Here is an 11778-nt window from a genome sequence, read left to right as displayed (position 1 = left end):
GATGGCACGAGCCGGTCACGACACGTACAGGGCATTCCGACTCCCGCCGGCCAGGGCGGTCACGGCTGCGTGGTCAGTGCCGGATTCGCACCGGCTTCCCCCTGAACGGGCATGATGACGACTCGCACACTCTACCGGGCGGGCGCTGCGGGGGCCCTGACCGGGCGGTGGTGCCGGGGGAGGACGCGGGGAGGAAGGCAGCTCACGTGGGGCGGGGGAGGACGGCCGCTCTCGTGGCCGGGCGGGCGCGTCCCCGGTCGGGCGGGTGCATGACATCCGTTCTCGGCCACGGTGGACACAGGCCGGGCGGTGCCAGGCCGAGGGCCGGTCGGACGGCGGTGCCGGACGGCGGTGAGGGTGTGGGGATCGGGTCGGGACCGGACATCAACAGGCGACATCGAGCCCCTCCGATGACAAGATCGGCGCAACTCACCGACGAGGTGGGTTCGTTGGCCGACCGCACTTGGGAGATGTCGTGTCCGATCGTTCCGTGCTGTGCTTTCTAGCCACCGCGACCACCGCCGCCACCGCCGTTGCCGTACTCACGGGCTGCACGAGCACCAAGCCCTCGGCATCGGGCGGCACGGAGGTGGACCTGGTGAAATCCGGCAAGCTCACGACCTGCACACATCTGCCGTATGAACCCTTCCAGATACGCAAGGGCAACGCCATCGTCGGCTTCGACGTGGACCTCGTGGATCTGGTCGCCAAGAAACTCGAAGTCACCCAGGAGATCGTGGACACGCCCTTCGAGGGCATCCAGAGCGGTGAAGACCTCAACACCCGCAAGTGCGACCTGGCCGCGGCGGGCATGACGATCACGCCGGTGCGCGCGAAGAACCTGGACTTCTCCGCCGGCTACTTCGACGCCACACAGGCCCTGATCGCCAAGAAGGGTTCCTCCTTCACCTCGCTGGCGAGCCTCAAGGGAAAGAAGCTCGGAGTCCAGCAGGGCACCACAGGAGAGACGTACGCGCAGAAGCACGCGGCGGGGGTGACCACCGTCCAGTTCGAGGACCTGGCCCTGCTGCTCACGGCCGTCAAGACCGGACAGATCGACGCCGCGGTGGGCGACAACGGTGTGCTCTTCGAATACGTGCGGAAGAACCCGGATACCCAGGTCACCGCCGAGTTCGCAACCGGTGAGAAGTACGGCATCGCGGTGCGCACCGGAAACGACGCCTTGCGCAAGGAGATCAACTCAGCCATCAGTGAGGCCAAATCCGACGGCAGTTATGACCGCATCTACAAGAAGTGGTTCCCCGCCGCTCCCAAGAAGTGAGGAACCCTCTACCGATGTCCCTATCTCGCCGACAACGGACCCGAGCCGTTCGTGGTGTTCAGTACGCCGTCCTCGCCGCCGTTCTGCTCGTAGTCGCCCTGGCCACCGACTGGGGTGAGATCCGACGGGCGTTCTTCGATGTGGGCGTGGCCAAGGCGCAGTTCCCCGACATCATCACCACCGCCCTCGTCAACACCGTCATCTACACGCTGCTCGGCTTCAGTTTCGGGCTGGTCGCCGGTCTCGTCCTCGCACTGATGAGGCTGTCGCACGTACCTCCGTACCGCTGGCTGGCCATTGCCTATATCGAGTTCTTCCGCGGGGTCCCCACCCTGCTGGTCTTCATCGCCCTCGGATTCGGCGTCCCGCTGGCCTTCCAGGTGGCGCTCAACCAGTACGTGACCGTGATGCTGGCCCTGGGCCTGGTCGGCGCCGCCTATATGGCGGAGACGATTCGGGCCGGAATCCAGGCGGTTCCCAAGGGGCAGATGGAAGCGGCGCGTTCGCTCGGCATGTCGCAGGGCCGGGCCATGGTGTCCATCATCATCCCGCAGGCCCTGCGCATCGTTCTTCCTCCGCTCACCAATGAACTGATCCTGCTGACCAAGGACTCGTCCCTGGTGTATTTGCTGGGCCTGTCGCTCTCCCAGTACGAGCTGGCCAAGTTCGGCCGGGACGCCCTGAACCAGAACCGCAGCCTGACCCCGATCCTCATCGCAGGGCTCTGCTATCTGATCATTACCCTGCCGCTCGGCCATCTGGTCCGGCGGCTCGAAGCGCGTACGGCGAGGGCGAGGTGAACGCGGTGAAGGACGTTCCTGGGGCGGCGGACGGCGCGGCGACGGCGAACACACCGGCCATCGAAGTACGGGATCTGCACAAGTCGTTCGGGACGCTGGAAGTGCTCGCGGGCATCGACTTCACGGTCGGCCGGGGCGAGGTGGTGTGCGTCATCGGACCGTCCGGCTCGGGCAAGTCCACGCTGCTGCGTTGCGTGAACCTGCTGGAGGAACCGACCTCGGGGACGGTCACGGTGGCCGGCACCGAAGTCACCGACCCGGACGTGGACATCGACAGGGTGCGCCGGCGGATCGGCATGGTCTTCCAGTCGTTCAACCTCTTCCCGCACCTGACGGTGTTGGAGAACCTGACGCTCCCACAGCGACGTGTCCTTGGACGCGACAAGGCGGAGGCCTCCCGGATCGCCCGCGAACGGCTGGCCCGGGTGGGCCTGACCGACAAGGAGTCCACCTACCCGGCACAGCTGTCCGGCGGTCAGCAGCAGCGGGTGGCCATCGCGCGGGCACTGGCCATGGACCCGGAGCTGATGCTCTTCGACGAGCCGACCTCGGCCCTCGACCCGGAACTCGTGGGGGACGTCCTGGCCGTGATGCGCTCACTGGCCGACGAGGGAATGACCATGCTCGTCGTCACCCACGAGATGAGCTTCGCCGAGGAGGTGGCGGACCGCGTCGTCTTCATGGACGGCGGGGTCATCGTCGAGGAAGGCACCCCGGCCCGGGTGATCGGCGCGCCGAGCCATGTCCGCACCCGGTCCTTCCTCGCCCGCCTGCTGACCCCGGCCACCGCGGGCCTGCGCGAGGACCCGGCCGCGGACGCCGACGGGTTGGGAAAGCGGTCCGGCCCGCTCTAGAGCGGGCTGCCGGGGAGGGGACCGGAGGACGAGCCGCCGTCCCCCTCCCCGGTGAGCCCCGGGTTCAGGAAGGTGAGTTCGTCCTCGGACAGACGCAGCGAGCCCACGGCGACGTGCTGGGCGAGGTTGCCGGGATCGCCGGTGCCGCCGAGTCACCGGACGAGCCGGAGGCGCGGGGGCTGCTCGCGCTTCTGCGCCTCCAGCATTCGAGGCGCGCCGCACGGTTCGACGCGGACGGCGCGCCGGTCACGCTGGAGCACCAGGACCGGGCGCGGTGGGACCACGCGCTCGTAGCCGAGGGCGTCGCCCTCGCCCACGGGGCGGTCGCGGAGGGCGGCCCGTACGCGCTCCGTGCCGCGATCGCCGCGCAGCACGCCCGCGCCCGGGTGCCGGCCGCGACCGACTGGGTGGCGATCGTGGCGCTGTACGACGGCCTCCTCGCCCTGCGTGCGAACCCGGCGGTGGCGCTCAACCGCGCGGTCGCCGGCGGCATGCGCGGCGGCCCGCAGGCGCAGCCGGCAGCCGTCGACGCCCTGGGCGACCCCAGGGAAGTGGCCGGGAACCACGCCGTGCCCGCAGTCCGCGCGGACGCGCTTCGCCGCCTCGGCCGCACCCGCGAGGCAGCGGCGGCATATCGCGCGGCAGGGGCGCTCGCCCCGAACACGACGATCGCCCGGGAGTGCGCACGCCGGGCCGCGGAGCTGGAACCGGACGGCTGACAAAACCCCGGGCACGCACCCGTAGCCGCGCATAGGCTCTGGGCGCCTGTGCCCGAGGAACCGGACGACCGGACGACCGGATGAAGGGAGCGTCCCGCTGTGACGGACGCGCACAACCAAGAAGTACTCGCCAGGATCGCCGAAGGTCTCGTCTACACCGAGTCGGAGGCGGCCTTCCAGAACTCCGGGCGCCGGACGGACGAGATCTTCGAGTACAACCGGACACCCCCGCGCGATGCCGCGAGACGTCGGTCGCTGCTCGTCGCCATCCTCGGCTCGGTCGGTGAACGCACGGTCCTGCTACCGCCGTTCCACGCCGGCTTCGGCAGCAACGTCCACATCGGCGACGACTTCTTCGGCAACGTCAACCTGACGTTCGTCGACGACGTGGCCATCCGCATCGGCGACGGCGTCATGATCGCTCCCAGCGTGACGCTGACCACGACGGGCCATCCGGTGCATCCCGCGCGCCGAGCCGACTTCGGCCGCTTCTCCGAACCGATCGTGATCGAGGACAAGGTGTGGATCGGCAGCAACGTGGTGGTCCTGCCCGGTGTCCGGATCGGATACGGATCGGTCATCGGCGCGGGCAGCGTCGTCAGCCGCGACGTTCCGCCGATGACCGTCGCACTCGGAGCGCCCTGCCGTGTGGTCCGGCGGATCACGGACGAGGACCTCACCGCGCGCGCTGCGGGCGGGACCGAACGGAGCGGGCTTCACTGACTCCGAGGCGTCGGTTACAGCGTCCGTACCTCGGCCTCCGGAGCTCGGCCCACAGCGTCGGCTACAGCATCCGTACCTCGGCCTCCGGGAGCTTGGCCCACCAGTGGTGGTACCGGCTGTAGACAGCCGTCTCGCGGCCGTTGAGGAAACCCGTCAAGGACTGGGCCTCCGCGGCGAGTCCGTCCCAGGTGGCGGGTGACAGTGGCTGGAAGGTCGTGGCCTCGATGCCGTCGGCCGTGGGGCGCCACACGCCGGCGACATGGCCGTCCACCAGCAGGGTGGGCAGCACGTCGCCGTTGCGCCGGATCACCAGGGCGCGGTAGTCGGGGGGTATGACCCGGCCGCGGTCGGCGTAGGCGAGCAGGGTGCTGTCCCACATGGCCATGAGCCGGGGAGGGGCGGGGGTTTCGGCGGCCGGCCGTGGGGCGCCGGGGAGGTCGAACAAGGTGCTGCCGTCCGGTCCGCGGAGCTGCTCGACGGCGTCGTCCATGGTCGTGAGCGCCGCGCGGACGGCCGTCCGCTGCACCATGGCGAACTGCGCCACGTCCGCTACGGACGCGGGCCCGAACCCGGCCAGATAGCGCAGGATCAGGGTCCGCAGCGCCAGTGGATCGACGGCCCGGCCCCCGGTTACGGGCTCCGTTCCGGCTGCGACGAAGGACGGCCGGTGACCGAACGCCCATGGTGCGTCCGTCGGGGCGTGGTGCAGGGGCGCATAGCCCTTCAGCCCCCACCACGCCCCGTCCTTCTTCTCGGACCCGAGCCGCTCCTCCGCCCACGCCTGCATCTGGGCCGAGGTCCGCGGCAGGCGGGCGAAGGCCAGCAGTTCAAGCACCAGCTCCTCGGCGTCCGCCGGGGTCAGCCCGGCTTCGGCGAAGCGGGAGCCGAGTTTGGAGGCGTACAGGGTGGGCTGCATCGCCGCGCGGAAGGCCGGGTAGTCATCGGCGTGCACCGCGTGCAGGGTGATCCGCATCAGCGTCGCCTTGACCACCGATCGCGCGGTGAAGGCGGCGTCGAGCTCGGCGGGGGTGAAGCCGGTGAGCCGGTTCCACAGGGCGATGTACGGGGAGGCCGGGTGCTGGGCCTGGAGGGCGACCACACGGCGCACACCTTCGGGAACGGTCAACGGCTCGCGCTCCAGCAGCAGCTGACGGCTGAGGGTGGACCGGTTCAGTTCGCGCGCGGTGATCGTCACGACCAGGATTCTGCCCTGTCTCATGCCTGTCGGTAGCGGTTCGGCCGGTGGGGGGGCAGCGGGACGGGGGCCCGGATCGACCTCAGTGAGCTCTCCGGCGGACGGCCGCCGGATGATCGGGCCAGGCGACCGCGTAACCCTGGTCACCGTCCGTGCCGAGGCGCGCGAAGCGGAGCAGTTCCCGGACGATGCCCGCGTTGCCCATCGCCCACCCCGGCGTGGGCTCGAGGGAGCTCGGTGCGGACCGGTGCTCGGTGTTCGACCAGCGCGTGCCGGACGTATCCACGGTGGTCCGGGCCAGCAGGTCCGCGGCGAGGACGTGTGCGAAGTCCAGGCCGTCGCCGTGTTCGACGTGTCGGTCACAGGCGAACGCGAGCACTCCCGCCGTGCCGCAGCACCGTCCGCTGTTGTCCCAGAAGCCGGGACGCAGCCGTCGGGGGAGGCCGGAGCGGGTGACGGTGTGCCAGCAGCCGTCGGCGAGGGCCGACCAGTCCGGGTCGGCGCCCAGTACTTCGCCCAGCAGCCGGAACGTCTGCGCGTCGCCGGCCGGGCCGTTGCACCAGCCGTAGCTGTAACGCTCGTTGCGCCCTGGCTGGTCCTGAGGGTCCGAGTGGGGAACGAGGAACCCCTCCGGTCCGGCCTCGTTCCGGGCCGCCACATCGGCTGCGCCGGCCGCCGCGAGCTCGATCAGATCAGCGCGGTCTGCCGCACGGCCCACTGCCGCCAGCGCGTGTACGACACCCAGCGTGCCGTGCGAGATGTGGTGCAGGCGCGACTGCCTCCCGGCCCGCGTCTCCCACTGGACACCGGCCGGGGTGGCCTCCCACGTGGCCGTGTAGGGCGTCACCGCGAGGACGGCCAGTTCGATGTCGCCGCCGGCCAGGGCTCCGAGTGCGATGCCGGCATTGCCGCCGAGCAGGTCGGACTGCGGTCCCCAGCGTGTTCCGTCGAACCGGGACCGCACGAGGCCGAGGGCACGGGACGCGGCCACGCCCGCGGCGGCGTCGCCCAGCCGCCCGTGGACGGCACGCAGGGCGAAAGCCATCCCGGTCAGCCCGAAATACAGCGAGGAGAGGTCCCAGCCCTCGGCCGCCGCCGCGATGCTCCGGGCACCGCGCGACGCCGCATCGCCGTAGCGGGCGTCGCCGAAATGCCGCTCCGCCTCCAACAGTGCCAGCACGACCCCCGAAGTGCCGCTGTAGAGACTCGGGTTGAGCTCGTCATCGCTCGGCCTGGTCGTCCAGGTCAGGCCGCCGCCCGGGGCCGGGCGTGCGGTGCCGAGGAGCCAGTCGAGCGCACTCACCGCCGCGTCCTCGGCGTCGCGAGCGATCACCTGGATCCCCGGCCGATACCGCCGGGTGCCGGGTATGACGACATGGGCCTCACACCGCCACGAACGTGACCGGGCCGCTGCCCGCCACGGCCTCCGCACGGCCCAGTTTCACCAGCCGGCGCACATGCGCCTCGGCCTCCGAGACCGCGATGTTCCGTGATCCGTAGGGGATCTGCTCCCACGGGCGGTTCCACTCCATCCGTTCGGCCAGCTGCCACGGCGTGAGCGGTTCGGCCAGCAGGGTCAGGAGGCCGGTGAGGCGGTCCTCGTGGTGGTCGAGGAGTTCCCGTACGCGGCCCGCCGCGTCCGCGAACGCGTGCTGGTGGGCCGGGAGCACCTCGGCCACGCCCAGGCCGCCGATCCGTTCCAGGGAGGCGAGGTAGTCCCCGAGCGGGTCGGTCTCCGTCGCGTCGTCCGGGTCCTCGTAGAGGCCCACGTGCGGGCTGATGCCGGGGAGGAGGTGGTCACCCGAGAAGAGGCGGCCGCGGCCGGGGAGGCCGGCAGGGTGGTCCTCCTCCAGGTGCAGGCAGACATGGCCCGGGGTGTGGCCCGGCGTCCAGATCGCGCGGAGCCTGCGGCCCGCCAGGTCGAGGAGTTCACCCGGCACGATCTCGCGGTCCGGCAGCGCGGCCCGCAGGCCGGGCAGGGTGCGCATCCGGCCGCCCTTCTCGCGGGCGGCCAGCAGGGGGGCGATGTGGTCATCGGGTGCGCCCACCGTGGCCAGCTTCTTCGCGAGGTACGAGAGCCAGGTGCCCGGTTCGGACTCGCGGGTGCGGCGGACGATCGCCGTGTCGGCGGCGTGCATCGCGATCCAGGCCCCGGACGCCTCGCGCACCTGGCCGGAGAGGCCGTGGTGGTCCGGGTGGTGGTGGGTGATGACCACGCCGTGGATGTCGGTGATGCCGACGCCGACGCTGGTCAGCCCGGCCGTGAGCGTGTCCCAGGCCTCCGGATCGTCCCAGCCGGTGTCGATCAGCACCGGGCCCCGGTCCGTCTCCAGGACGTGGACCAGGGTGTGGCCCAACGGGTTGTCAGGGATGGGGACTTTGATGCTGTGGACGCCCCCACCGTGGTTCATCACCTGCGTCATGGACTCCCCATCTCTCCGCGGTCCGGGCGGCGTGCGGGGTACGGCCACGACCCGCCGGGTCCACTGTAACGAGAACTTGTTCCAGTGGTAGCCCCGGTCGACCATCTGATCCACGGGGCCTTCCGGTCCGCGTCGGCTATCCGATCAGGGTGGCCTTCGGTCGCACGATGCAGAACTCGTTGCCCTCCGGGTCCTCGAGCACGGTCCACGACTCCTCGCCCGTCTGGCCGATGTCCGCACGGCGCGCGCCGAGTGCGAGGACGCGCTCGATCTCCGCCTCCCCCTCGCCGGGCTCCGTGGTCAGGTCGAGGTGCAGACGGTTCTTCACGGTCTTCGTCTCGGGTGAGGGCATGAAGCAGATCCCCACCGGGGAGTCCACGTCCGGCCCGATCACGACCTCCCGCTCCCGCTCGGAGAGGACGCGCCATTTCAGTACTGCGGCCCAGAAGCGGGCCAGGCCGGACAGGTCGTGGGCGTCGATGACGATGTGGTGGAGAGAGGCGGTCATGCGGCCCAGTCTGCACCGCCCGAGGGTGTCGCGGACGTTGTCCCCGTTGTCCCAGCCGTGGACTCCTGGAACTGTAACTGGTATCAGTTCTGACACGGAGTCAGATGCCTGGCCGGTCCGGCCGGTCCAGTCGGTCAACGAGTCGGGTCACGTGCCGCGTCGCGGGAGGCAGCAGCCATGAGCGAGCTTGTCGAACACGGAAAACTGTTCATCGGCGGGGAGTTGGTCGATCCGCTCGGGCGGGAGGTCATCGAGGTCGTCTCCCCGCACACCGAGCAGGTCATCGGCCGGGTGCCGCACGCCGCCGAGGGGGATGTGGACCGGGCCGTCGCCGCAGCCCGGCGGGCGTTCGACGAGGGCCCATGGCCCCGGATGACGGTGGACGAGCGGATCGCCGTCGTCACCCGGATCAAGGACGCGTTCGCCGTGCGGTACGAGGAGATAGCCCGGGTCATCAGCTCGGAGAACGGCACCCCCTACAGCTCCAGCGTCATGGTCCAGGCGCTCGCGGCGATGATGGTGTGGGACGCGGCGATCACCGTCGCCCGCACCTTCCCGTACGAGGAGCGGCGGGACGGGGCGCTCGGGCCGCTGCTGGTGCGCCGGGAACCCGTAGGCGTGGTCGCGGCCGTGGTGCCGTGGAACGTGCCGCAGTTCACCGCCGCCGCCAAGCTCGCGCCCGCGCTGCTGGCCGGGTGTTCGGCCGTGCTGAAGGTGTCTCCCGAATCGCCGCTGGACGCCTACATCCTGGCCGAGATCGTCGCCGAGGCCGGGCTGCCGGAGGGGGTGCTGTCGATCCTGCCCGCCGACCGCGAGGTGAGTGAGTACCTGGTCGGGCACCCCGGTGTCGACAAGGTCTCCTTCACCGGGTCGGTGGCAGCCGGGCGGCGCGTCATGGAGGTCGCCTCGCGCAACCTCACCCGCGTCACCCTGGAACTGGGCGGGAAGTCCGCCGCCGTGATCCTCCCCGACGCCGATCTGGACGCCGCCGTCGCCGGAATCGTGCCCTTCGCCTGGATGATCAACGGGCAGGCCTGCGTGGCCCAGACCCGGATCCTCGTACCGCGCTCCCGCTACGGGGAGATCTCCGAGGCGTTCGCCGCCGCCGCCGGTGCGCTCAGGGTCGGAGACCCGCTCGACCCCGCCACCGAACTCGGACCGCTCGTCGCGCGGCGCCAGCAGCAGCGCTCCCTCGACTACATCCGGATCGGGCAGGAGGAGGGGGCGAAGGTGCTGACCGGAGGCGGCCGTCCGGCCTCCCAGGAGCGCGGCTGGTACGTCGAGCCGACGCTCTTCGGGGACGTCGACAACTCCATGCGTGTCGCTCGCGAGGAGATCTTCGGACCGGTCATCTGCCTGCTGCCGTACGGCGACGAGGACGAGGCCGTGAAGATCGCCAACGACTCCGAGTACGGGCTCAGTGGCAGCGTCTGGACCGCCGACACCGAGCGCGGCATCGACATCGCGCGCCGGGTCAGGACCGGTACGTACAGCGTGAACACCTTCAGCCTCGACATGCTCGGGCCCTTCGGCGGCTACAAGAACTCCGGTGTGGGGCGGGAGTTCGGGCCCGAGGGGTACGGGGAGTACTTCGAGCACAAGATGATCCATCTGCCCGCCGGCTACGGGGGAGGGGCCTGATGGGCGACCGCTGGAGCGTCGAGGTCGACCGCGGGGTGTGCATCGGGTCGGGGATGTGCGTCAACCACGCACCGGGCGGATTCCGGCTGGACTCCGCCCGGCAGTCCCACCCCGTCGACCCGGAGACCGACGCCAGTGAGCAGGTGCTCGCCGCGGCCGAGGGCTGCCCGGTCGAGGCGATCACGATCGCGCTGGCCGACTCGGGGGAAGTGGTGTTTCCGCCGGAGGACTGAGAGGACCGGGAAGGCGGAGAGGGCCGGGAGGTCTGAGAGGGGCGGGATCGGGAGGTCGGGAGGGCTGAGCAGGGGCGGGAGGTCTGAAGGAGCGGCCGTCTCACCGCCGGGTGTCAGGCCTCCTGGGCGTGCGGTTCCTCGTACCGGCCGGCGCGGCGGAGGGCGTCCTCGTCGTTGTGTGCGTCATAGCTGATGAGTTTGGGGAGTGTGGCGGCGAGCGCGGCCACCGTGACGACACAGGCGAGACCGCCGGACCAGATCGCGGGGCGGGCGCCGGTCCAGCCGGCCATCGCTCCGGCGCGGACCTGGCCGAGTTGGGGACCGGCGCTGTACGAGAGGACCTCGATACCGGCCAGGCGGCCGCGCAGCCGGTCGGGGATGGTCTGGTTCCAGATGGTCGAGCGGCCGAGACCGCTCAGCATGTCGCCCGATCCCGCCAGCGCCAGGCACACCAGCACCAGCCAGATGTTCGACGTCCAGCCGGCCGCCGCGATGGCGACACCCCAGCCGGTGGCGCCGAACACCACCAGCAGACCGTGGCGTTGGGTGCGGGAGACCCAGCCGCTGGTCAGACTGACCGCCAGGGATCCGACGGCGCCCGCGGCGTACATCAGCCCCAGCGCCCATTCGGCGTCGAGATCATCGGCGAGGAAGGGAAAGATCGTGTTCGGGAAGGCGAAGAACATCGCTGCCATGTCGATCGCGTACGTGCCCAGCAGCACCGGCCTGGACCACGCGTAGCGGGCACCTTCGGCGATACCGCGCCATGACGGTCTGTCCGCGTGCTCGACGGGCGGGACCGGCGAGAGCCGGCGGCACATCAGGACGGAGACGAGGAGGCAGACCACCGTCGTGGCGTAAGCGGGGACGTTGCCGGCGTACGCCACGACGAGGCCCGCCAGCGCGGGCCCGGCGATCGCGCCGGTCTGCCAGCGCAGTGCGTTCAGCGCGGCAGCCGCGGCGAGCTGGTCGTGCGGGACGATCCGGGCCAGCAACGAGTCCAGCGCGGGCCGTTGGAGTCCGGCGAGAGCCGCCACCCCGGCCGCCGCCACGTACAGCGGCCACAGCATGGGATGCGGCAGCAACGCGTTGACGAGCAGGACGGCCGCCACCAGCCCCAGGCCCGCCTCGGTCCACACGATGACCTTGCGCCGGTCCACCGCGTCGGCGAGTGCACCGCCGTACAGGCCGAACACCACCAGCGGGATCAGTTCGACGGCGCCCATCACGCCGACCGCGAGCGGTGAGCCGGTGAGGTCCTTGATCTGGAGCGGCAGCGCGATGAGCGCCATCACGCTCCCGAGGTAGGTGACCAGGCCCTGCACCCACAGGAGGCGGAAGTCCCGGGACGATCGCCAGGGCGCGAGGTCGGGCAGCAGCGCGGCGAGTTTGGCGGCCAT

Annotated in this window: 12 protein-coding genes and 1 riboswitch; of the genes, 7 read left to right on the top strand and 5 right to left on the bottom strand. The window is 70.8% G+C overall.

Annotated elements, in window-relative coordinates:
- Positions 1–29: 29 nt before the first annotated feature.
- A riboswitch (cobalamin riboswitch) is annotated at positions 30–103 on the bottom strand.
- Between the two features lie 372 nt (positions 104–475).
- The 5 genes from ACFVJX_RS03690 (at position 476) to ACFVJX_RS03670 (ending at position 4378) form a co-directional block, all read left to right on the top strand.
- A complete protein-coding gene (locus ACFVJX_RS03690; RefSeq protein ID WP_384124321.1) occupies positions 476–1282 on the top strand; it encodes an ABC transporter substrate-binding protein in 807 nt (268 codons plus the stop codon).
- Between the two features lie 14 nt (positions 1283–1296).
- Complete coding sequence (locus ACFVJX_RS03685) at positions 1297–2082, top strand: amino acid ABC transporter permease (RefSeq protein WP_384124323.1); 786 nt, start codon at positions 1297–1299, stop codon at positions 2080–2082.
- Between the two features lie 5 nt (positions 2083–2087).
- Positions 2088–2936 (top strand): amino acid ABC transporter ATP-binding protein, encoded by an 849-nt coding sequence (locus ACFVJX_RS03680; RefSeq protein WP_384124324.1) that lies wholly within the window; start codon positions 2088–2090, stop codon positions 2934–2936.
- A gap of 113 nt (positions 2937–3049) precedes the next feature.
- A complete protein-coding gene (locus tag ACFVJX_RS03675; protein WP_384124326.1) occupies positions 3050–3655 on the top strand; it encodes a DUF6596 domain-containing protein in 606 nt (201 codons plus the stop codon).
- Positions 3656–3754: 99 nt separating this feature from the next.
- Entirely contained in the window at positions 3755–4378 is a 624-nt protein-coding gene (locus ACFVJX_RS03670; RefSeq protein WP_384124328.1) for a sugar O-acetyltransferase, read from the top strand.
- A gap of 61 nt (positions 4379–4439) precedes the next feature.
- Here the strand turns inward: ACFVJX_RS03670 and ACFVJX_RS03665 are convergent, their stop codons facing one another.
- From ACFVJX_RS03665 to ACFVJX_RS03650, 4 genes are all read right to left on the bottom strand, one after another.
- Complete coding sequence (locus tag ACFVJX_RS03665) at positions 4440–5573, bottom strand: winged helix DNA-binding domain-containing protein (protein WP_384124330.1); 1134 nt, start codon at positions 5571–5573, stop codon at positions 4440–4442.
- Positions 5574–5655: 82 nt separating this feature from the next.
- Positions 5656–6906, bottom strand: coding sequence for a lanthionine synthetase LanC family protein (locus ACFVJX_RS03660; protein WP_384124332.1), 1251 nt, complete (start codon positions 6904–6906; stop codon positions 5656–5658).
- A 49-nt stretch (positions 6907–6955) separates the two neighbouring features.
- Positions 6956–7996 carry an MBL fold metallo-hydrolase gene (locus ACFVJX_RS03655; RefSeq protein ID WP_384124334.1) on the bottom strand — a complete coding sequence of 347 codons (1041 nt, stop codon included), beginning with the start codon at positions 7994–7996 and terminating at the stop codon, positions 6956–6958.
- A 136-nt stretch (positions 7997–8132) separates the two neighbouring features.
- Positions 8133–8504, bottom strand: a complete 372-nt coding sequence (locus ACFVJX_RS03650) for a VOC family protein (protein WP_384124336.1) — start codon at positions 8502–8504, stop codon at positions 8133–8135.
- 177 nt (positions 8505–8681) lie between these two features.
- Between ACFVJX_RS03650 and ACFVJX_RS03645 the strand changes: the two genes are divergently transcribed.
- Both ACFVJX_RS03645 and ACFVJX_RS03640 read left to right on the top strand, forming a co-directional pair.
- Positions 8682–10145, top strand: a complete 1464-nt coding sequence (locus ACFVJX_RS03645) for an aldehyde dehydrogenase (RefSeq protein ID WP_384124338.1) — start codon at positions 8682–8684, stop codon at positions 10143–10145.
- The gene (locus ACFVJX_RS03640; protein ID WP_384124340.1) at positions 10145–10378 is read left to right on the top strand and encodes a ferredoxin; all 234 of its coding nucleotides are present in this window, start codon (positions 10145–10147) and stop codon (positions 10376–10378) included. Before ACFVJX_RS03645 ends, ACFVJX_RS03640 begins: the two co-directional genes overlap by 1 nt.
- 113 nt (positions 10379–10491) lie before the next feature.
- Here the strand turns inward: ACFVJX_RS03640 and ACFVJX_RS03635 are convergent, their stop codons facing one another.
- Positions 10492–11778 (bottom strand): MFS transporter, encoded by a 1287-nt coding sequence (locus tag ACFVJX_RS03635; RefSeq protein ID WP_384124342.1) that lies wholly within the window; start codon positions 11776–11778, stop codon positions 10492–10494.

It is taken from the genome of Streptomyces sp. NPDC127177, assembly GCF_042672475.1.
In the GTDB taxonomy this organism is placed as follows: Bacteria; Actinomycetota; Actinomycetes; order Streptomycetales; family Streptomycetaceae; genus Streptomyces.
The sequence above is the reverse complement of the archived record's forward strand: the minus strand, read 5'-3'. Positions and strand labels throughout refer to the sequence as shown.

Excerpts from the sequence above, each read along its gene's own strand:
- ACFVJX_RS03635 (WP_384124342.1), bottom strand. The coding sequence starts at position 11,778 with ATGGCCGCCAAACTCGCCGCGCTGCTGCCCGACCTCGCGCCCTGGCGA.
- ACFVJX_RS03640 (WP_384124340.1), top strand. The coding sequence starts at position 10,145 with ATGGGCGACCGCTGGAGCGTCGAGGTCGACCGCGGGGTGTGCATCGGG.
- ACFVJX_RS03655 (WP_384124334.1), bottom strand. The coding sequence starts at position 7,996 with ATGACGCAGGTGATGAACCACGGTGGGGGCGTCCACAGCATCAAAGTC.
- ACFVJX_RS03685 (WP_384124323.1), top strand. The coding sequence starts at position 1,297 with ATGTCCCTATCTCGCCGACAACGGACCCGAGCCGTTCGTGGTGTTCAG.
- ACFVJX_RS03645 (WP_384124338.1), top strand. The coding sequence starts at position 8,682 with ATGAGCGAGCTTGTCGAACACGGAAAACTGTTCATCGGCGGGGAGTTG.
- ACFVJX_RS03650 (WP_384124336.1), bottom strand. The coding sequence starts at position 8,504 with ATGACCGCCTCTCTCCACCACATCGTCATCGACGCCCACGACCTGTCC.